The following is a 20,910-nucleotide window of genomic DNA, read 5'->3' on the forward strand; positions in this document are numbered from 1 at the left end:
GCTCAGGCGAGCAGGCGTGGGGCGATGACCGTCTCCTGGACGCTGCCGTCGGCGCTGCGGCTGACCTCGTACGCCGAGACGCCCTCGCGGTCCGCGATTGCCTCGACCAGCCGGGTGCCCCGGTAGACCAGGCCGACTCCGTCGTCGGTGCAGTGGCTGGTCGGCAGCGTCCCGTTGCCGACCAGCTCGTGCATGAGCGGGCGCCGCTCGGCCTCGCTGTCGTAGTGCACCCCGTTGCCGTACGGCAGCCAGGCCAAGCCCTCGGTGAAGCCGCGCAGGCGGGGACCGAAGCTGTCGGTGGCACCGCCGACGTGCCAGCAGATCGAACCGGCGGAGACGCCGGCCAGCACCACGCCAGCCTGCCAGCACTCGTGCAGGATCTCGTCGAGCCCATGCACCCGCCAGATGGCGACCAGGTTGGCCACGCTGCCGCCGCCGACCCAGACCACGTCCTGGGCGAGCAGGTGGGCGCGGACGTCCTCGACGTTCGGCATCGGGAACAGGTTGAGGTGCGACAGCCGGAACCGGGTGTCCGCGAACGCGCCGTAGACCGCGCTCAGCGAGGTGGGCTGGTCCCCGAGGGCCTGCCCGAGGTAGCAGATCCGCGGCTGCGGACCGGCCTCGGCCAGCTCGGCCGCCAACTCGAAGACCGGGCCGGGGCGCAGGTCGGCGGGGCCCCGGTCGCCCCGGAAGAAGCCCATGCTGGTGGCGAGGATTGTCGGGTCGCTGGCGGGCATCGGGGCGTCCTTCCGTCGGGGCGTTGCGGCGTCCATCCTGCCGCAGCCAGCCCTCCGCCCGTGGGCCGGTCGCTCACCTCCCGCCCACGGTGATCATGGGCTTGGCGTGGCCTGCGCAGATCGAACCCCCGCCAGGCCCGTGATCAACGGGACAGGTCTGGTCGCCGCTGGCGGGGCACCTCGACCTCGGGCCATCGACCCGAGGCCAGCTCGTCGGCCGGGGGCAGTTGCGCGGCGGCGGCGTGGGGCAGAGTGAATCGATCAGCGGCGGCCGGGCCAGCCGAGACCGACTCGCGCAGCATCCAGTGCACCTCGTCCGCAGTCCAGCCCAGCCCCGGCCGCGCGGCGATCTCGCCAACCAACCGCCGGCCGACGCGGGTGTCGTCGTCGTAGAAGCGCATGCACCAGTGGTGCGTCCACATCCCCAGGGCACGCAGACCCGCGTCGTCGAGTGAGCCCGCCAAGCGGCCGCAGGCGGTGTCGGCGAAGGCCTGCTCCGGGTCGGTCGCCCGGTCCCGTTCGATGGCGCCACCAGCGGCCGGCGCGACGGCCCGCATGCGGCGGTAGAGGGACTGCGCCACCGCGCGCGGCAGCGGCGGAAACGCGCCCTGTGTCGACGCCGCCGTCCAACCCACCACGCTCGCCATTCGCCGCACCCCTTCTTCAGTTGGTGGCCGGACGTTACCCGGCACGACCGACACTTCCGGGCCGAAAACCCCCGCAGATCATGGATAGCGACGATGACCTGGGGCGTCTGTACGGGTGACAACGAAATGGGGTGGTGGGTGGGCGCGCGCGGCTGGCCGAGTTCGTCGGCAGCCGTACGCCGGCGCTGATGCGGGTCGCGTACCTGCTGACCGGGGATCGCACTGCCGCCGAGGACCTGTTCCAGTCGGCGTTGGCGCGGACCATCCCGAAGTGGGGATCCGGTCAGCCTCATCGGCGGCGCCGCTGACCCCCCACGCCCCCGGGCGGGGCTGGGCACAGTGAGGTCCGATTCCCGCCAGCAGGCGGCCCGACCAGCGGGGCATCATCGGTGACATGGAGTTGGACTTCGAGCGTTGCTACCGGGCCGTGGACAGCCGCGACCAGCGGTTCGACGGCTGGTTCTACACCGGTGTGACGTCCACCGGCATCTACTGCCGGCCGTCCTGCCCGGCGATCACGCCCAAGCGGAAGAACGTCCGGTTCTTCCCGTCAGCCGCCGCGGCGCAGGGCATCGGGCTGCGCGCCTGCCGCCGCTGCCGGCCGGACGCCGCACCGGGTTCACCCCTGTGGGACGTCCGCGCGGACGTGGTCGGCCGGGCGATGCGACTGATCGCCGACGGCGTGGTCGACCGGGACGGCGTACCGGGGCTGGCCTCCCGCCTGGGTTACACCGAACGGCACCTGCACCGGATGTTGAGCGCCGAGATGGGCGCCGGGCCGCTCGCGCTGGCCCGGGCTCAGCGGGCGCAGACCGCCCGAATCCTGATCGAGACGACCGGCCTGCCCATGGCGGAGATCGCGTTCGCCGCGGGCTTCGGCAGCATCCGGCAGTTCAACGACACGCTCCGCGAGGTGTACGCGAGCGCACCGTCCGACCTACGGACGGCCCGGGGCCGCCAGCAGGCGCCGACCGGGGCGGGGACCATCGCGCTCCGGCTGGCGTACCGTCCGCCGCTGCACGCCCAGGCGCTGCTGGACTTCCTCGCGGTGCGGGCGCTGCCGGGCGTGGACGAGGTCCGCGACGGGACGTACCACCGGGGTTTGCGGTTGCCACACGGCACCGGCCAGGTGGCGCTGACCCCGGCGGACGGGCACGTCGCGGCGACGCTGCGGCTGGCCGACCTGCGTGACCTGGCCCCGGCGGTGGCCCGTTGTCGGCGGCTGCTCGACCTGGACGCGGACCCGGCGGCCATCGACGCCACGCTCGCCGCCGACCCGGCGCTCGCCCCGGCGGTCGCCGCCGAACCGGGAATCCGGGTCCCCCGTGCGGTGGACGGCTTCGAGATGGCCGTCCGCGCCATCATCGGCCAACAAGTCTCGGTCACCGCAGCCCAAAAATCCCTAACCCGCCTCCTCCAAACCCCAACCCCCACCCCAACCCCCACCCCCGACCGCGTCGATCATGAGGTTATTGCCGACGGCGTCGGCGTGTCGCGACAACAACCTCATGATCACCCGGGCGCAGGGGGGCCGGGGGCGGGCGGAGGGGGGTCGGGGGCGGGGGGACTGCGGGGGTTTTTGGGTGCGGAGGAGCTGTTGGCGTTGCCGGACTCGGGGTTCGGGATGCCCGCCGCACGGCGGGAGACCCTGCGGGGGCTGGCGCGGGCGGTGGTCGACGGGTCCCTGGACCTCGCGGCGGGTGTCGATCGGGAGGACGCCGTCCGGCGGCTGCTCGCGCTGCCCGGCATCGGCCCGTGGACCGCCAACTACCTGGCCATGCGCGCCTTCGGCGACCCGGATGTCCTGCTCAGCACCGACCTCGCGGTCCGCCGCGGCGCCGCCGCGCTGGGCCTGCCCGACACCCCGACAACCCTCGACGGGTACGCCGAACGATGGCGCCCCTGGCGGTCCTACGCCACGATCAGACTCTGGAGAGCGGCATGAGCATCGACAGCACCGTGCTGAGCACACCGACCGGTCCGCTCAGCATCCTCGCCGGCCCGGACGGCGACGTTCGGGCAGCCGGTTTCACCCCGGACCCGGCGGCGCTGCTGCCCCTGGTCCACCCGACCCTGCGGGCCCCGTTGCGACAGCGGGCCGACCTCGGCCCGGTCAGCGCGGCCGTGCGGTCCTACCTGGACGGTGACCTCAGCGCCATCGACACGGTGCCGATCCGTCAGCACACCGGCGGGGAGTTCATGGCGCACGCGTGGCAGGTGCTGCGCGAGGTGCCTCCGGGCACCCCGATCACCTACACCGGGTACGCCGCGCTCGCCGGTCGGCCACCGGCGGTGCGGGCCGCCGCGGCCGCCTGCGCCCGGAACGCGGCGGCCCTGTTCGTGCCCTGCCACCGGGTACTTCGCACCGACGGCACGCTCGGTGGCTACCGCTGGGGGCTGGACGTGAAGAAGTGGCTTCTCGGTCATGAGCGACGCTTGACGGCAAGCTGACACAATTGTCACCTTCTATTAACGCTACCGTCTGGTAGTGCCTGTGGAGAGCGGCGGCAACCCGGCCACGTGGGTCGCCGCGCCCCTCCACCCGTTGCACAACCTCTGGCGGCTGCGTCCCTACCTGCGCCCGTACGCCGCCGAGTTCGCCTGGCTGCTCGTCGCGGGCCTCGCCGGAACGGCGGCCGGGATCGCCGTACCGCTTGTCGTGCAGCGGGTGGTGGACGGGCCGGTGGCCCGCCACGAACCGGTCGGGCTGCTTCAGCTCGGCGGCCTGGCGCTGCTGCTCGGCGTGGTCGAGGCGGTGCTCATCTTCATCCGTCGGTGGGTGCAGTCCTCCTCGGCGGTGGGCATGGAGGCGGCACTACGCGCCGACGTCTACGCCCACCTGCAGCGGTTGCCGACGAACTTCCACGACCGCTGGCAGTCCGGCCAGTTGCTCTCCCGGATCACCAGCGACCTGTCGGTGATCCGCCGGTTCCTCTCCTTCGGCGTGTTCTTCCTGGTGCTCAACCTGACCACCTACGTGGTCGTGGTGGTGCTCCTGATCAACCTGCACCCGCTACTCGGGGTGCTGGTCGCGGCCAGCGGGGTGCCGCTGCTGCTGATCAGTCGCCGGTTCGGGCGGCACTACCATGCCGCGTCCCGGCGGATGCAGGACCAGCAGGGCGACGTGGCGACCCTGGTCGAGGAGACCGCACAGGGCCTGCGCACGATGAAGGCGTACGGCCGGGGGCCGGAACTGGCGGCCCGCTTCGCCGGCGGGGCCCGGACGTTGCACGACACGGGGGTCAGCAAGGCTCGGCTGCTGGCCAACACCTCGGCGTTGCTGGACCTGGTGCCCAACGTGACGCTGGGCGTGGTGCTGGTGGCCGGGTCCGCCGCGGCCGCGAAGGGCGCGCTCACCATCGGCGAGCTGGTCGCGTTCGTCAGCCTCCAACTGATGCTCATCTGGCCGGTGCAGTCGCTGGGTTGGATCATCGCGAACGGTCAGGAGGCCGCCACCGCCGCCGACCGGCTCCAGGAGGTGCTGGACACTCCACCCCAGATCGTGGACCTGCCCGGCGCGCTCGCGCTGCCCCGCGACGCGGTCCACGGCCGGCTCCGTTTCGAGCGCGTCGCGTTCAGCTACCCGGGTGCCACCACACCGGTGCTGCGCGAGATTGATTTGATCATCGAACCGGGCGAAACGCTCGCCCTGGTCGGTGCCACCGGCTCCGGCAAGAGCACGCTGCTCTCCCTGGTGCCCCGGCTGCACGAGGCGACCGCCGGCCGGATCACCCTGGACGGGCACGACCTGCGCGAGCTGCGGCTGGCCTCCCTGCGCCGACTGGTCGGGGTGGCGTTCGAGGAGCCCACGCTGTTCTCCATGTCGGTGCGGGAGAACCTCACCCTGGGTCGCCCGGACGCCGGTGACGACGACGTCCGGGCGGCCCTCACGCTGGCCCAGGCGGACTTCGCGTACGAGTTGCCGTGGGGACTGGCCACCCGGGTAGGTGAGCAGGGACTGTCCCTCTCCGGCGGGCAACGGCAACGACTCGCGTTGGCGCGGGCTGTGCTCGGCCGGCCGGCGGTGCTGGTGCTGGACGATCCGCTGTCGGCCCTCGACGTGCACACCGAAGCGCTCGTCGAGGCGGCACTGCGGCGGGTCCTGCGCAACAGCACCGCGCTGCTGGTGGTGCACCGGCCGTCGACGATCGCCCTGGCCGACCGGGTCGCCCTGCTCGAAGACGGGCGCATCACCGCGGTCGGGCGGCACTCCGACCTGCTGGCCACCGTGCCGACGTACCGGGCGCTGCTCGCCGCCGAGCCGCCGACCGGGCACCCGCCCGCAGCCGGAGCCGCCGGCCCGAGCCCGTCCCCATCGGACGGGCGGGGGCTGGTGCGCTCGTGACGGTCTCCCAGCAGCCCGAACCGCCGCCCGAGGAGGAACCGGAGCTCACCCGCTGGCGCGGAACCGCCACGGACCCGGAGGCCGACCGGAGCCGAGCCGAGGACGCCACCCCCGAGGCGGTGGCCCGGCTGCGCCGGCTCAGCCGGGCCCTGCTCGCCGACGAGCTACGACCACACCGGGGGCGACTCGCCGCCGCCGTCGGCCTGCTGCTGACCCAGAACGCCGCCGCGATGGCCGGCCCGTACCTCGTCATGGTCGGCATCGACCGGGCCATTCCACCGCTGCGCGCCGGGGATCCTGGCCCGCTGGTCGCCGTCGCCGGGGCGTTCGCGGTCGCCTCGATGACCGAGTACGCGGCCCGCCGCGGGTTCCTCACCATCTCCGCCCGGATCGGCCAGGCCGTCCTGCTCGACCTGCGACAGCGGGTGTTCGGGCACTTCCTGCGGCTGTCCGTGGGCTTCCACGAGCGGTACACGTCCGGCCGGATGGTCTCCCGGCTCACCAGTGACCTGGACTCGATCGCCGAGTTGGTAGACGGTGGAATCGACAGCCTGGTGATGGCCGGGCTGTCGATGTTGTCGGTGGCCGCCATCCTGCTCTGGCTGGACCTGCCGCTGGCCGCCGTGACGCTGCTCGCCTTCCCGTTCCTGTTCTGGCTCTCCCGTTGGTTCGCCAGGTCGTCGGCGAGCGCGTACCGGCGGACCCGGGACGCGGTCGCGCTGGTCATCGTGCACTTCGTGGAGTCGATGCGGGGCATCCGGGCGGTGCAGGCGTTCCGCCGGGAGCCGCGCAACCAGCGGATCTTCGTGGCGCTCGGCGACGACTACCGACGAACCAGCCTGCACACGTTCCGGCTGATCGCCACGTACTCGCCGGCGATCAAACTGATCGGCAACGTCACCGTGGCGGTGGTGCTCTGCTACGGGGGATGGCGGGTGCTCGGCGGACAGACCGAGGTCGGTGTGCTCGCCGCGTTCCTGCTCTACCTACGTCGCTTCTTCGAGCCGATGCAGGAGTTGAGCCAGTTCTACAACTCGCTGCAGTCGGCCACCGCGGCGCTGGAGAAGTTGGCCGGGGTGCTCGACGAACGGCCGTCCGTGGCCGAGCCGGCCCGGCCCACACCGTTGCCGACCGGGCCCGGCCGCGGCGAGTTGACCTTCCGGGCGGTCTCCTTCGGATACCGCGCGGGCACCCCGATCCTCGGCGGGCTGGAGCTGACCGTGTCAGCCGGGCAGACCGTGGCGCTGATCGGACCGACCGGCGCGGGCAAGTCGACGATCGCGAAGCTGGTCGCCCGGTTCCACGACCCGGACACCGGCACCGTCCGGCTGGACGGGGTCGACCTGCGCGAGGTGAGTGACGCCGACCTGCGCCGCGCGGTCGTGCTGGTGACGCAGGAGAACCACCTGTTCACCGGGACCGTCGCGGAGAACATCCGGTTCGGCCGCCCGAGCGCCGACGACGCGGCGGTCGAGGCCGCCGCGCGGTCGATCGGCGCCCACGACTTCATCGCCGCCCTACCCGACGGGTACGCCACGCAGGTGCACCGACGTGGCGGCCGGCTCTCCGCCGGGCAGCGGCAGTTGGTCGCGTTCGCCCGGGCGTTCCTGGCCGACCCGACCGTACTGATCCTGGACGAGGCGACGTCGTCGCTGGACGTGCCGACCGAGCGGCTCGTGCAGCGGGCACTCGGCACCATCCTGCGCGACCGCACCGCTCTGGTGATCGCACATCGACTCTCCACCGTGGAGACGGCCGACCGGGTGCTCGTTCTCGACAACGGGAAGGTCGTCGAGGACGGCCCGCCCGGTGTGCTGGCCGAGGCCGACGGCCGGTACGCGACCCTGCACCGGCAGTGGCGCGACTCGCTGATCTGAACCAGCGATCCGCAACTACGTGGCCCGACCCCCCGGCGGTGCCTACGATCGCAGGATGACCGATACGGCGAGGACGGCCCGCGCCGGCGTTCCCGAGCGTCCAACCCTGGACGGGCTCGAGGAGAGCTGGGCACGCCGCTGGCAGGAGGAGGGCACGTACGCGTTCGACCGCTCAAAGCAGCGTAAGGACGTGTACGCGATCGACACCCCGCCGCCGACCGTATCCGGCGAGTTGCACATGGGGCACGTGTACTCGTACACGCACACCGACACCGTCGCGCGGTACCAGCGGATGCGCGGCAAGGCCGTGTTCTACCCGATGGGCTGGGACGACAACGGCCTGCCCACCGAGCGTCGTGTGCAGAACGTCTACGGGGTGCGCTGCGACCCGGCACTGCCGTACGACCCGGTGTGGCGGCCACCGGCGACCCCGGTCGACGACGCGGCCCGCCGCGACCCCACCCCGATCTCCCGGCGTAACTTCATCGAGCTGTGTGAACAACTGACCGTCACCGACGAGCAGGCCTTCGAGGCGCTGTGGCGGCGGCTCGGGCTCTCGGTGGACTGGTCGCTGACGTACACGACGATCGGCCGGATCGCCCGGGCCACCAGTCAACGGGCGTTCGTGCGCAACCTGCGGCGTGGCGAGGCGTACCAGTCGGAGGCACCGACGCTCTGGGACGTCGGTTTCGCCACCGCGGTCGCCCAGGCGGAGTTGGAGGACCGGGAGCGCCCGGGTGCCTACCACCGGCTGCGGTTCGTCGCGTCCGGTGGGCGTGAGGTGCTCATCGACACCACCCGGCCCGAGCTGTTGCCGGCCTGTGTGGCGTTGGTCTGTCACCCCGACGACGAGCGGTACGCCGACCTGGTGGGCGGCACCGTGCACACTCCGCTGTTCGGCGTCGAGGTGCCGCTGCACGCCCACCCGCTCGCCGACCCGGCCAAGGGCACCGGCGTCGCGATGGCCTCCACGTTCGGTGACCTGACCGACGTGACCTGGTGGCGTGAGCTGCGGTTGCCCACCCGCGTGGTGATCGGCCGGGACGGTCGGCTGCTCGCCGAGCCGCCGGCCGGGGTGCCGGCGCAGCCGTACGCGGCGCTGGCCGGGCAGACCGTCAACGGCGCCCGCCGGGAGATCGTCGGAATGCTGGCCGACGCGGGTGATCTGATCGGCGAGCCACGCCCGATCACCCACCCGGTCAAGTTCTACGAACGCGGTGACCGGCCACTGGAGATCGTCTCGACCCGACAGTGGTATCTGCGCAACGGTGGCCGGGACGACGCTCTGCGGGCCACACTGCTGGCCCGGGGCGAAGAGTTGCACTGGGTGCCGGCGCACATGAAGCACCGCTACGACCACTGGGTGGGCGGCCTGACCGGGGACTGGTTGGTCAGTCGCCAACGCTTCTTCGGAGTGCCGGTGCCGGTGTGGTACCGGCTCGACGACATTGGCGAGCCGGACTGGTCCCACCCTCTCACGGCGGACGAGTCCGCGCTGCCGGTCGACCCATCCAGCGACCCGGCGCCCGGCTACGACGAGTCGCAGCGCGGACAACCGGGCGGCTTCGTCGGTGACCCGGACGTGCTGGACACCTGGGCGACCTCGTCGTTGACGCCGCAGATCGTCGGCGGCTGGGAAACCGACCCGGACCTGTTCGCCACGATCTTCCCGATGGATCTCCGCCCGCAGGGGCAGGAGATCATCCGGACCTGGCTCTTCGACACCGTGGTCCGTTCGCACTTCGAGCACGGGGTGCTGCCCTGGCGGGACACCGTGCTCTCCGGCTGGATCCTCGACCCGAACCACAAGAAGATGGCCAAGTCCAAGGGCAACGTGGTCACCCCGCTGGCACTGCTGGAGCAGCACGGCTCGGACGCGGTCCGCTACTGGGCGGCCAGTGGCAAGCCCGGCATGGACCTGGTCTTCGACGCGGCCCAGATCAAGATCGGCCGCCGGCTGGCCACCAAGCTGCTCAACGCCTCCAAGTTCGCGCTCGGGCTGGGCGCGGCGGACGCGCTGCGCGCCCCGTACGACACGGCGCGTCTGACGCCGCGCCGCGACCTGGAGCTGTCGGCGACCGCACCACTCGACCGGGCCATGCTCGCCGAGTTGGCCACCGTGGTCGCCGCCGCGAGCACCGCGTTCGACGCGTACGACCACACGGCGGCGTTGCAGGTGACCGAGGCGTTCTTCTGGCGGTTCTGCGACGACTACATCGAGCTGGTCAAGGAACGCGCCTACGGCACCGGCGCGGCCGCCGACTCGGCGCGGGCGGCGCTGGCCTCGGCGCTGTCGGTGCAGTTACGGCTGTTCGCCCCGGTGCTGCCCTACGTGACCGAGGAGGTCTGGTCGTGGTGGCGGTACGGCTCGGTGCACCGTGCGCCGTGGCCCACCACCCACGAGGTGGCCCGGTCGATCGAGGGGTCGGGCGACCCGGCGCTGTTGCGGCTCGCCGGCGACGCGTTGAGCCAGGTGCGGCGGGCCAAGTCGGAGCGGAAACTGTCGATGAAGGCGGAGGTGCCGCTGGCCGAGGCGCTCGGCCCGGCGGCGCTTCTGGAACAGCTCACCCTGGTCGCCGACGACCTGCGGGCAGCCGGCCGGATCGGCAAACTCGACCTGCTCCCCGACCGCACCCCGGAACTCGTCATCGCCTGCGCCTTCTGACCTGTGTCCGCCGCCGCCCACCCCGCCGGGGCGGCGGCGGACCGGTCCTCACCAGCCGCGCAGGAAACGCAGCCCGAGCAGGATCGCGATCACGGCCGGCCCCACCAGCAGGGTGATCGCCTGGAGGCGGTACGGCATCCGGTGCCGGGTCAGCTCGCCCGCGTTGCCCAGCACGATGGCCCCGGCCAGCATCAGGAACGCACCCCACCAGCCGGTCTCCAGGTCGAGCAGATCCACCCGGATCAGTTGCAGGGTCAGGCCGAGCAGCGCGCCGGTCAGCGCCAGCAGGGCCACCGCCCGGTGCAGGCCGCGGGCCAGCGGGTGGGCGGCCCGCCAGCCGTAGGTGCCGGCGACCGCCAGGCACGGCAGCACCACCATGAGTGGCCAACCTCGCCCCATCACGCCGAACATCAGCAGCGCGCCGACCGCGAAGACCATGGTGCCGACGCAGGCGAGCATGTACCCGGCGAAGGCCCGACTACCACCCCGGGCCAGCAACGGCCCGCCGCTGGCCGCGATCAACGCGGCCGGGATCAGGATGAACACGGCCCACCAGTGGAACTGGCCGCTGCCCTGCGCGGCCGTGGCGACCGTGGCGCAGGCCAGCCCGGCGACCGCCAGGCTGGTCAGCCACGGCCGGCTACTCCTGGAGTACGGCTCAGCCAACGACGTTCGCTCCGCTTCGACGCTCACGCCCCTCAGCCTGGCCCGGTGTGGGCCCACCGGTCCATCCGGCCAGCCCTACCGCCGGACGGTGGCTGGCCGGAACACCGTTTCGCACCGGCCTCAGCTCGTCTCGCCGGCCACGCTGAACGAACGCAGACGGTCGATGGCCAGCACGGTGAAGCCGATGCTCACCAGCGCGGTCATCACCGACGCCACCGGCACCGACACGGTGGTCTCCAGCAGCCCGGTGGGGGCGAGCCGGTCGGCGAGGGCGATCACGTACTGCTGGATGGAGAGCACCTTGGTGCCGCTGACGAAGTTGCCCAGCAGCCCCTCCCAGATCAGCACGTACACCAGGCCGAGCAGCACCGGCCGCCTGGTGACCAGGCTGAGCGCGAGGAACAACGCCGAGTACGCCAGCGCGCCGAGCGTCGCCGAGGCCGCCAGCGCCAGACCGAGGCGTACCGAATCGGCCAGCACGCCCGCGACGTAGAGCGGCACCGCGACGGTGACCGCGGTGACCCCGGCGGCCACCGCGAGCTTCGGCAGCACGATCTGCCAGCGCGGCAGCGGCTTGGTCAGGATGTGCACGACCGTGCCGTCGTCGATCTCCGCGCCCAGCACACCCGTGCCGATGATCAGCGCAACCACCGGCAGCACCACGGCCAGCCCGAGGCCGACCAGCACCGGCGGCCCCCACTCGCCCGGGTCCACCCCGAGCGACCGGCAGAGCACGGCCAGCCCGAGCAGCACCAACGGCAGCGGGAGCAGCAGCAGGAACCGACGCCGGCCGAACAGCCCGCGCGCGGTGATCCAGGTAATTGTCGACATGTCAGGCCTCCACCAGGTAGGAGAAGACGCTCTCCAGAGACTCGTCGGACGGCACCAGTTGGCGCACCCGGATGCCTTGCTTGAGCGCGATCCGGGGCAACGCGCGGGTGAAGGCGCCATAGTCGCCGGCCCGCACGGTCAGACCCGTCGGGTCCAACTCGACGCCGCTCACCGACGGCTCGGCGATCAGCGCGACGGCCAGCGCCCGGTCGTCGGTGGAGCGGATCGCGAAGACGTGCGGGCGGTTGGTCATCAACCGGCGGATGGTCCGGAAGTCGCCGGAGGCCGCCAGCCGCCCGGCCACCATCACCTGCACCGTCCCGGAGACCTGCTCGACCTCCTCCAGGATGTGCGAGCTGAACAGGATCGTCCGGCCGGCGTCGCCCAGCGTGTGCAGCAACTGCATCATGTGCAACCGCTGGCGCGGGTCCATCCCGTTGAACGGTTCGTCGAGCAGCAGCACCTGCGGGTCGTGCACCAGCGCGGCGGCCACCCGGGCCCGCTGCCGCATGCCCTTGGAGTACGTGCCGATCCGGCGGTCCTGCGCCGACTCCAGCTCCACCAGGTCGATCGCCCGTCGGGCGGCCGCCGCCGGATCGGTCAGCCGGTGCAGCTTCGCGCTGGCCAGCACGAACTCGTACGCGGTGAGGAAGCCCTGCACCGCCTCCCGTTCGCTGACCAGCCCCAACCGGCGATAGACGTCCGGGTTACGCCAGGTCGGCTCGTCGTCGAGGGTGACCGTGCCACGCGACGGCGCGAGGAACCCGGCCATCATGTGCAGCAGCGTGGTCTTGCCGGCGCCGTTCGGGCCGAGCAGGCCGGTCACGCCCGGCCCGAGGGCCATGCTGATGTCGTTCACCGCGACCACGTTGCCGTACCACCGGGACACCCCGGTCAGACTGAGCGTGCTCATCAGGAGGCGACCTTCCGGTAGCGGGCCAGCAGGAGGGCGGTCGCGCCGGCGACCAGCAGCACCGCGGCCAGGGCGTAGACCGGGCCGAACCCGCCGATCGACAGGCCGGCCTCGCCGTCGTCGAAGAGGAGGTCGCCGAGCGCCCAGATGCCCGTCCCCCGCACCAGCGTGGTGGGTGAGGCCAGACCGGCCAGTTCGTTGGCGGCACGCGACGGCAGGATGCTCAGCACCCCGACGATCGGGGTGGTCATCAGGAAGACCGCGACCACCCCACCGGCGGCGAAGGCGCGCTTGCCGGTCAGCGAGGCGACCAGCAGCCCGATCGAGGCGAAGACCGCCGCCCACAGCCCGGCGTAGAGCAGCCCGGGCAGCAGGTCGAGCAGCTCGTTCCAGACCCCACTCATCCCGTCCTTGGTGGTGAACGCGGCACCCAGGAACATCAGCAACTGTGGCCCGCCGAGCAGCAGCCAGAGCGCCGTGACAAGCGCCAGCAGCTTGGCCAGTGCGTAGTCGGTGCGTGGCAGCGGTCGGGAGAAGTACAGCGGCAGCACCCCGCTGCGCAGGTCCCGGGAGACCAACTCGGGCGCGGCCACCGCGACGAAGAAGATGACAAGCCAGCTCATCGAGTCGGCGAACTGGGCGTACGTGGCGACCACCTCGCCGATCTGGCTGCGGATGGCCGCAAGGGCCACCGCGACCAGGGTGACGATGCCGACCACCAGCCACGGGAAGATCTTTGCCTTGGCGCTGCGCCCGAACCCGAACACGGTACGTACCCCGTGCAGGTAGAGGGCGCCGAAGACGTGGCGGCGGCCCAGCCTCGGGCCCTCGTAGCGCTGGTAGCCGATGTCGTGGATGACGCCGGTCGGCGCGGGGCGCACGGCGGCGGAAGACGGCTCAGGCATTGGTGAGCTCCCTCGCGGCGAAGAGTTCGGCCACCCGGTGCCGGCGCTGGTCCAGTCGGTGCAGTGGCAGGTCCAGTTCGGCGACCGCGCCCAGGATCAGGTCGTAGGTGCGGTCGTCGGCGAGCGGTACGAGGAGCAGACGCCCGTCCCGCGCCACCGGCAGCTTGAGCGCCGTGAGCCGGGCGGCAAGCTCCTCGGTGCCCTCGCTGACCTCCACGGCGAGCACGTCGGTGGCCTCGGTCATCGCGGAGATGTGGTCGGCGCGCAGCAGCTTGCCGCCGTCGATGGCGATCAGCGTGTCGCAGATCCGCTCCACCTCGCCGAGCAGGTGTGAGCAGACCAGCACGGAGATGCCGAACTCGGTGCCGATCCGGTGCACCAGGGCCAGCATGGCGTCGCGGCCGGCCGGGTCCAGGCCGTTGGTCGGCTCGTCGAGCAACAGCAGGTCGGGGTCGTGCACCAACGCCTGGGCCAGCTTGACCCGTTGCTTCATGCCGGTCGAGTAGCCACCGACCGGGCGGTAACGCTCCTCGTAGAGGCCGACGTGCCGCAGCGCCTCCGACGCCCGTTCGCGGGCGGCGGTGCGTGGCAGGCCGCTCATCCGGCCGAGGTGGGTGACCAGCTCGGCGGCGGACAGGTCCGGCGGAAGGCAGTCGTGTTCGGGCATGTAGCCGACGCGGGCGCGGACCGCCGCCGGGTCGGTGGTCGGGTCGATGCCGAGCACCGAGACCTGACCGCTGGTGGGGGCGATCAGGCCGAGCAGAATCTTGATCAGCGTGGATTTTCCGGCGCCGTTCGCGCCCACCAGGCCGATGATCCCGGGCTCGACGGCGACGGTGAGGTCGGCCAGCGCGGTGACCCGACCTCCGTACGTCTTGGTGAGCGACTGGGTCGCGATCAGTGTCACGTTGCCCAGCGTAGGGAGTCGATGCCCACCACGGACACCGGCACGCCCCCGGCGCTCCCCTGATCATTGCCGCGGCGTACCCCTAAGGACCCTCGCCCGGGTGGTCGGATCATCGTCGCCGTAGGCGTCCGGCGCGACCCCGCCTCCGGAAAGGCCCGTCCGGGGTGACACCATTCACCTTCCGGCCGGCTGGCCGTCGCGCCCGCGCCACCGGGGCGTCGAGCGAGTTTCTCTTCGCCGCGGGGACCGGTTCGTTGTGGAGCCGGGTGCGATCGACAGTAGGGCGGCGGCGTCGGCGTTGATCCGCCCGCAGGGGTCGTGGAGTGGCACTCTCGACCGATCGGCGGTCGGCTGCGAAACTGTGTGCCGGTCAGCGAGTGGGGGGCGTGGATGAGCAACGGCTGGGTGCTGCCCGACGAGGTGCTCCGGGACGCACCGGCGTACACGCCGCGTCCCGGTGAGCTCGCGGATCTGGAGCTGCTGCTGACCGGTGCGTACGCCCCTCTGACTGGTTTCATGACCCGCGCCGACCTGGTGTCGGTCAGCCGGCGCGGCCGACTGGCGGACGGCACTCCGTGGCAGGTCGCGGTGACGCTCCAGGTGCCGACCGCGCTGGCCCAGGGCTTCGATCCGCGTGACCCGGCCCGTCGGGCGCTGGTGCTGACCGACGGTGAGGGCGCTCCGGCGGCTGCCCTGGACGTGGCGGACGTCTGGCAGGTGCGCGAGGGCGTGGCGGGAGTGGGCGGCCAGATCCGTCGGTTGGGCGACGGTGGTCACGGCCCGTTCCAGCGACTGCGCCGCTCCCCCGAGGAGGTCCGGGCGTTGCTGCCCCCGGGCCGGGTGCTCGGGGTGATCGCCGACCGGCCGCTGCATCGTCCGCAGCTCGCCCAGATCGCCCATGCCGCCCGTACCCTGGCCGCGCACCTGCTCGTGATGATCCCGGTCGGTGAGGGTGGCGCCGGTGGGCTCCCACCGGAGGCGCTGGTACGCACCATCTTCGCCGCCCGGGACCGGATGCCACCGGCCACCGTGGTCGCGGTGCCGCTGTCCCACCGCCGGGAGGAGATCAGCGACGCGCTGCTGCGTGCCCGGGTCTCCGCCGCGTACGGAGTCACCCACCTGCTCTCCACCGGGGAGATGCTCTCCGGTGCCGGGCTGCGGGTGCTGGTGCCGCGTGAACTCGCGTACGACAACCGGGACGGGCAGTGGCGCTGGCGGGAGGACATCCCACCGCGCAACCGTCGGCTCGCGCTAACCCAGCCGGAGATCGACGACCTGCTCGACCGGGGCTTCCCGTTGCCGGAGTGGCACACCCCGCCGGCCGTGGCGAGGGAGCTGGCCCGGGCTCGGCCACCGCGCCGGCACCGCGGCCTGGTGGTCTTCCTGACCGGCCTCTCCGGCTCCGGCAAGTCGACGATCGCCCGAGGGCTGGCGGACGCGTTGCGGGAGAGCGGTGACCGCACGGTGACCCTGCTCGACGGGGATGTGGTGCGCCGGGAACTCTCCGCCGGGCTGGGCTTCACCAAGGCCGACCGGGATCTCAACGTCCGAAGGATCGGGTGGGTGGCCTCCGAGATCGCCCGGCACCGGGGGGTGGGCATCTGCTGCCCGATCGCCCCGTACGCGGCGGCCCGCGCAACGGCCCGTGAGATGGCCCTGGCCGCCGGGGCGGGTTTCGTGCTGGTGCACGTCGCCACTCCGCTGGAGGTGTGTGAGCGTCGGGACCGGAAGGGCCTGTACGCGCGAGCGCGAGCCGGCCTGCTGACCGGGATGACCGGCATCGACGACCCGTACGAGGAGCCGACCGACGCCGACCTGGTGCTCGACACCACTGACCTGAGCGTCGCGGACGCGGTGCAGGCCGTGCTGCACCAGCTGACCGAGACCGGTTGGGTGGAGCTGAAGGTCGCGTCCGCCTGAGGCGTCGCCGCACCCCGTTTCTTCCGGCGTTGCCGGCTACGCGCTAGTGTTCATCTTTGTTGGAACACGTTTGACCGCGTGAGAGCACGTGGACCCCCGGGAGGCACGGCGAATGCTCGCTCAGCAGCGGCAGGCAGCCATCCTGGAGCGGGTCCGGTCGACGGGCGGCGTCCGGGTCAGTGAGTTGGCCGGCGAGTTCGGTGTCTCCGACATGACCATCCGGCGTGATCTGGAGGCGCTGCACGAGCGTGGTCTGCTGGCCAAGGTGCACGGCGGTGCCACGACAGCCGGGTCGAGCTCGACCGACGAGCCGGGCTTCCACGCCAAGTCGGTCCGCCAACTGTCGGAGAAGGCCGCCATCGCGGACCGGGCGGCCCAACTGGTCCGACCTGGCGCGGCGGTCGCGCTCTCCGCCGGCACCACCACGGCCGAGCTGGCCCGGAGGCTGGTGGACGTGCCCGGCCTGACCGTGGTGACCAACTCGCTGCCGGTGGCCGAGATCCTGCACGCCGGTGGCCGACCGGACCAGACGGTCGTGCTCACCGGCGGCGTACGCACCCCATCGGACGCGCTGGTCGGTCCACTCGCGGTCGGAGCCGTCCGGTCGCTGCACCTGGACCTGCTCTTCCTGGGCGTGCACGGCATCACCGAGCGGGCCGGCTTCACCACCCCGAACCTGATGGAGGCGGAGACCGACCGGGCGCTGGTGGCCGCGGCGGACCGGCTGGTGGTGCTCGCCGACCACACCAAGTGGGGCACGGTGGGAATCTCCTCGATCGTCGAGCTGGCAGCAGCACACGTACTGGTCAGCGACGACCGGTTGCCTCCGCCCGCGCGACGGGCACTCGGCGAGCAGGTGGGCGAATTGATCATGGTAACGGCGACAGGGGCGGGCCGCGCGACGCGCACGCCGACGAGTGAGGGGGCGGCGCAGTGAAACGCACCGCGATCGATCTGGCCGACGGCCGGGAGCTGATCTACTTCGACGAGCGCGACGACGCCGTCCGCGACCAGCCGGACCGCCGCGATCTGCCGCCGCCGCCCCCCGCCTCCCAACTGCGCTACGACCCGCTGACCGACGAGTGGGTCGCGGTCGCCGTGCACCGGCAGACCCGCATCTTCCTTCCGCCGGCGAGCGAGTGCCCCCTCGACCCGTCGCAGGGCGACCGGCTGACCGAGATCCCCGCGCCCGACTACGACGTGGTGGTCTTCGAGAACCGGTTCCCGTCGCTGAGCGGCCGAGTCGCCGACGAGCCCGGGGAGATCACCCCGTTCACGCCGGTGCGCCCGGGTGTCGGTCGGTGCGAGGTGGTCTGCTTCACCTCGGACCACAACGCCTCCTTCGCCAGCCTGCCCCCGCGCCGGGTCCGCACCGTGCTCGACGCGCTCGCCGACCGGACCGAGGTGCTCGGTGAACTGCCCGGCGTGGAGCAGGTCTTCTGCTTCGAGAACCGGGGCGTCGAGATCGGCGTCACCCTGCACCACCCGCACGGGCAGATCTACGCGTACCCCTTCGTGACGCCGCGCACCCGCGCGCTGCTGGCTGCGGCACGCCGGCACGCCGAGCGGACCGGCGGGGGCAACCTGTACGCGGACGTGCTGGCCGCCGAGCGCGCCACCGGTGACCGGGTGGTGGCCGAGAACGAACACTGGACGGCGTTCGTGCCGGCGGCCGCCCGCTGGCCGTTCGAGGTGCACGTCGCGCCGCACCGCGTGGTGCCGGACATCCCCGCCCTCAGTGACAGCGAGCGGGACGCTTTCGGGCCGCTCTACCTGGACCTGCTGCGTCGCTTCGATGGCCTGTTCGACATGCCGATGCCGTACATCTCGGCCTGGCACCAGGCGCCGGTGCGGATCGACCGGGAGTTGGGCCACCTGCACCTGCAGCTGTTCAGCATCCGGCGAGCCAGCGACAAGCTGAAGTACCTGGCGGGCTCCGAGTCCGCGATGGGTGTCTTCATCAACGACATCGCTCCGGAACGTGCCGCCGAGTTGCTCCGCGCCGCCTGAAGAAGACGCCTGGGGAACAGGGCGCGGGGGGCCCGGGACAGGGCCCCCCGCAGGGAAGGGACGGCTGGCTGTGCACGGCACAGCCGGGAAGGCTGGCTGATCGGCGCACGGGTGCCGCGGGTCGACCGTGGTCAACCTTCCTCGGACGCGACTGGCATCTCGTCCATCCTGGTCAACGAGGCGCGCCGGCCGGAGTGACGCCAACCGGCGCGTCACCGCCGGAAACGCCGAAGCCCGCCGGCAGGTGCCGGCGGGCTCCGATCATGCGGTACGCCTGGATCAGGCAGCGATCCGACGGGCCAGGTTCTCGTCGAGCGCGTTCATGAACTCGTCGGTGGTCAGCCACGGAGCGTCGCGCGAGATGAGCAGCGAGAGGTCCTTGGTCATCTGGCCGCCCTCGACGGTGTCGACGATGACCTGCTCCAGGGTGTTGGCGAACTCGGTGACCGCCGGGGTGCCGTCCAGCTTGCCCCGGTGGGCCAGACCCCGCGTCCAGGCGTAGATGGACGCGATCGGGTTGGTCGACGTCTTCTCACCCTTCTGCCACTGCCGGTAGTGCCGGGTGACCGTGCCGTGCGCGGCCTCGGCCTCGACGGTGCGGCCGTCCGGGGAGAGCAGAACCGAGGTCATCAGGCCCAGCGAGCCGAAGCCCTGCGCGACGGTGTCGGACTGCACGTCACCGTCGTAGTTCTTGCAGGCCCAGACGTAGCCGCCCTCCCACTTGAGCGCGGCGGCGACCATGTCGTCGATCAGCCGGTGCTCGTAGGTGATGCCGGCTGCGGCGAACTCGGCCTTGAACTCGGCCTCGAACACCTCGGCGAAGATGTCCTTGAACCGACCGTCGTACGCCTTGAGGATGGTGTTCTTCGTGGACAGGTAGACCGGGTAGTTGCGGTCCAGCCCGTACCGGAACGACGCCCGGGCGAAGTCCCGGATCGACTCGTCGTAGTTGTACATGCCCATGGCGATGCCGCCGCCCGGGAAGTTGGCGACCTCCATCTCCATCGGCGCCCCGCCGTCGGCCGGGGTGTAGGTGATGGTCACCGTGCCCGGGCCGGGGACGACGAAGTCGGTGGCCTTGTACTGGTCACCGTGGGCGTGCCGGCCGATGATGATCGGCTTGGTCCAGCCGGGGACCAGCCGCGGCACGTTGGACATGATGATCGGCTCGCGGAAGACGACGCCGCCGAGGATGTTGCGGATGGTGCCGTTGGGCGACCGCCACATCTTCTTCAGGCCGAACTCCTCCACCCGGGCCTCGTCCGGGGTGATGGTCGCGCACTTGACGCCGACGCCGTGCTCCTTGATGGCGTTGGCGGCGTCGATCGTGACCTGGTCGTCGGTCTCGTCGCGGTGCTGGATCGACAGGTCGTAGTAGTGCAGGTCGACGTCGAGGTAGGGCAGGATCAGCTGCTCCCGAATCTGCTTCCAGATGATCCGGGTCATCTCGTCGCCGTCGAGTTCTACGACCGGGTTGTTTACCTTGATCTTCGCCATCGACCGGCGCTCCTCTCGGGGGACATGCTCAAGCAGTACGAGCGTACTGCAATTGGGCCGGCAGCTCCCAGCCGGCCTCGACCGGCCGGCGGAAACCGGGCTGCACGGCACAGGAGTTCGCTGGCAGGATCGCCCGATGCCACTGAGCCGCACCATCGGGTCTATCACGGTCACCGCACTCACCGACGGCGAGGGGGCCTTCTTCCAACCCCGCACGGAGGCGTTTCCGCACGCCACGGCGGCCCACTGGCAGGAGGCCGACCGGCGCGACCCCACCTCGGTGACCGCCGACGGTCAGTGGTGGCTGCGGTTCCGCAGCTTCGCGATCCGTTCCGGTGGCGGGCCGGTCACCCTGGTCGACGCCGGGATCGGCCCGACCGACGCGCCCGCCGCGAGCTGGGCGCCGGTGCCCGGCCGGATGCCCGCCGAACTGGCCGCCGCGGGCATCGACCCGGCCGACGTCGACACGGTGGTGCTGACCCACCTGCACACAGACCACATCGGGTGGGCGGTCACCGGCGCACCGGGACGGCCGTACTTCCCGAACGCCACCTACCTGCTGCAGCGCGCCGAACTCGACGCGGCGGAGGCGCTCAACCCCGGACTGCCGGCCGGCCTGATCGCGCCCTTGCGCGCCGCCGGCCAGCTGCGGGTGGTCGACGGCGAGACCACCCTCACCCCGGCGGTACGTCTGCTGCCCACGCCCGGCCACACACCCGGCCACCAGTCGGTGCTCCTGACCGCAGCCGACGAACGGATGCTGGTCACCGGCGACCTGCTGGTGCACATGGTGCAACTCGTCGACCCCGACCTGGCGTACGCCCACGAGGAGGACCCGGAGCGAGCCCGCACCTCCCGGCTGACCGCCCTCCGCGCCCACTCCCCCACCCTCCTAGCCACCCCCCACCTGGGAACCCCCTTCACCCCCCACCCATGATCACCACTCGCCATGAGTCAAGATCCGCACAACATCCTGGTTGTAGTGGCCTC

The 20,910-nt window shown here is 71.9% G+C and carries 17 protein-coding genes and 1 pseudogene; 10 read left to right on the plus strand and 8 right to left on the minus strand.

Translation table 11 applies throughout. The features are described 5' to 3' along the window. Window positions 1-2: 2 nt before the first annotated feature. Together C7C45_RS11340 and C7C45_RS11345 are read right to left on the minus strand one after the other, a co-directional pair. A complete protein-coding gene (locus C7C45_RS11340; RefSeq protein ID WP_110563613.1) occupies window positions 3-737 on the minus strand; it encodes a Type 1 glutamine amidotransferase-like domain-containing protein in 735 nt (244 codons plus the stop codon). A 143-nt stretch (window positions 738-880) separates the two neighbouring features. After that, a complete protein-coding gene (locus C7C45_RS11345) occupies window positions 881-1,384 on the minus strand; it encodes a hypothetical protein (protein WP_110563580.1) in 504 nt (167 codons plus the stop codon). A gap of 188 nt (window positions 1,385-1,572) precedes the next feature. Here C7C45_RS11345 and C7C45_RS11350 point away from each other — a divergent pair. The 6 genes and pseudogenes from C7C45_RS11350 to valS form a co-directional block, all read left to right on the plus strand. After that, window positions 1,573-1,659 (plus strand): annotated as a pseudogene (locus tag C7C45_RS11350) (SigE family RNA polymerase sigma factor); the annotation flags it as partial. Window positions 1,660-1,778: 119 nt separating this feature from the next. Further along, a complete protein-coding gene (locus C7C45_RS11355) occupies window positions 1,779-3,329 on the plus strand; it encodes a DNA-3-methyladenine glycosylase 2 family protein (RefSeq protein WP_110563581.1) in 1,551 nt (516 codons plus the stop codon). After that, entirely contained in the window at window positions 3,326-3,835 is a 510-nt protein-coding gene (locus tag C7C45_RS11360; protein ID WP_110563582.1) for a methylated-DNA--[protein]-cysteine S-methyltransferase, read from the plus strand. The genes C7C45_RS11355 and C7C45_RS11360 overlap by 4 nt, the downstream gene beginning before the upstream one ends. Before the next feature lie 37 nt (window positions 3,836-3,872). Further along, window positions 3,873-5,729 carry an ABC transporter ATP-binding protein gene (locus tag C7C45_RS11365; RefSeq protein ID WP_425271129.1) on the plus strand — a complete coding sequence of 619 codons (1,857 nt, stop codon included), beginning with the start codon at window positions 3,873-3,875 and terminating at the stop codon, window positions 5,727-5,729. After that, window positions 5,726-7,606: an ABC transporter ATP-binding protein gene (locus C7C45_RS11370; protein WP_110563584.1), complete on the plus strand. Its 1,881-nt coding sequence runs from the start codon at window positions 5,726-5,728 to the stop codon at window positions 7,604-7,606. The genes C7C45_RS11365 and C7C45_RS11370 overlap by 4 nt, the downstream gene beginning before the upstream one ends. A gap of 55 nt (window positions 7,607-7,661) precedes the next feature. Then, window positions 7,662-10,271: a valine--tRNA ligase gene (gene valS / locus C7C45_RS11375; RefSeq protein WP_110563585.1), complete on the plus strand. Its 2,610-nt coding sequence runs from the start codon at window positions 7,662-7,664 to the stop codon at window positions 10,269-10,271. Window positions 10,272-10,319: 48 nt separating this feature from the next. On the opposite strand, the gene C7C45_RS11380 is transcribed toward valS, so the two are convergent. The 5 genes from C7C45_RS11380 to C7C45_RS11400 form a co-directional block, all read right to left on the minus strand. Next, a complete protein-coding gene (locus tag C7C45_RS11380) occupies window positions 10,320-10,964 on the minus strand; it encodes a hypothetical protein (protein ID WP_110563586.1) in 645 nt (214 codons plus the stop codon). Window positions 10,965-11,057: 93 nt separating this feature from the next. Then, a complete protein-coding gene (locus C7C45_RS11385; RefSeq protein WP_110563587.1) occupies window positions 11,058-11,768 on the minus strand; it encodes an ABC transporter permease in 711 nt (236 codons plus the stop codon). 1 nt (window position 11,769) lies between these two features. Continuing rightward, window positions 11,770-12,681 carry an ABC transporter ATP-binding protein gene (locus C7C45_RS11390; RefSeq protein ID WP_110563588.1) on the minus strand — a complete coding sequence of 304 codons (912 nt, stop codon included), beginning with the start codon at window positions 12,679-12,681 and terminating at the stop codon, window positions 11,770-11,772. After that, complete coding sequence (locus C7C45_RS11395; protein ID WP_110563589.1) at window positions 12,681-13,586, minus strand: ABC transporter permease; 906 nt, start codon at window positions 13,584-13,586, stop codon at window positions 12,681-12,683. Before C7C45_RS11395 ends, C7C45_RS11390 begins: the two co-directional genes overlap by 1 nt. Beyond that, on the minus strand, window positions 13,579-14,493 hold the full coding sequence (locus tag C7C45_RS11400) for an ABC transporter ATP-binding protein (RefSeq protein WP_110563590.1): 915 nt from the start codon (window positions 14,491-14,493) through the stop codon (window positions 13,579-13,581). Before C7C45_RS11400 ends, C7C45_RS11395 begins: the two co-directional genes overlap by 8 nt. Window positions 14,494-14,883: 390 nt before the next feature. On the opposite strand from C7C45_RS11400, the gene cysC reads away from it, so the two are divergent. From cysC to galT, 3 genes are all read left to right on the plus strand, one after another. Next, complete coding sequence (gene cysC, locus C7C45_RS11405; RefSeq protein ID WP_110563614.1) at window positions 14,884-16,413, plus strand: adenylyl-sulfate kinase; 1,530 nt, start codon at window positions 14,884-14,886, stop codon at window positions 16,411-16,413. 112 nt (window positions 16,414-16,525) lie between these two features. After that, complete coding sequence (locus C7C45_RS11410; RefSeq protein WP_110563591.1) at window positions 16,526-17,350, plus strand: DeoR/GlpR family DNA-binding transcription regulator; 825 nt, start codon at window positions 16,526-16,528, stop codon at window positions 17,348-17,350. Continuing rightward, window positions 17,347-18,423, plus strand: a complete 1,077-nt coding sequence (gene galT / locus C7C45_RS11415) for a galactose-1-phosphate uridylyltransferase (RefSeq protein ID WP_110563592.1) — start codon at window positions 17,347-17,349, stop codon at window positions 18,421-18,423. The genes C7C45_RS11410 and galT overlap by 4 nt, the downstream gene beginning before the upstream one ends. A 279-nt stretch (window positions 18,424-18,702) precedes the next feature. Here the strand turns inward: galT and C7C45_RS11420 are convergent, their stop codons facing one another. Then, entirely contained in the window at window positions 18,703-19,920 is a 1,218-nt protein-coding gene (locus C7C45_RS11420) for an NADP-dependent isocitrate dehydrogenase (protein ID WP_110563593.1), read from the minus strand. A 136-nt stretch (window positions 19,921-20,056) separates the two neighbouring features. Here C7C45_RS11420 and C7C45_RS11425 point away from each other — a divergent pair, with 136 nt between their 5' ends. Next, on the plus strand, window positions 20,057-20,857 hold the full coding sequence (locus tag C7C45_RS11425) for an MBL fold metallo-hydrolase (protein WP_110563594.1): 801 nt from the start codon (window positions 20,057-20,059) through the stop codon (window positions 20,855-20,857). The last annotated feature ends 53 nt before the right edge of the window (window positions 20,858-20,910 follow it).

Source organism: Micromonospora arborensis (genome assembly GCF_003205615.1).
Lineage (GTDB): Bacteria > Actinomycetota > Actinomycetes > Mycobacteriales > Micromonosporaceae > Micromonospora > Micromonospora arborensis.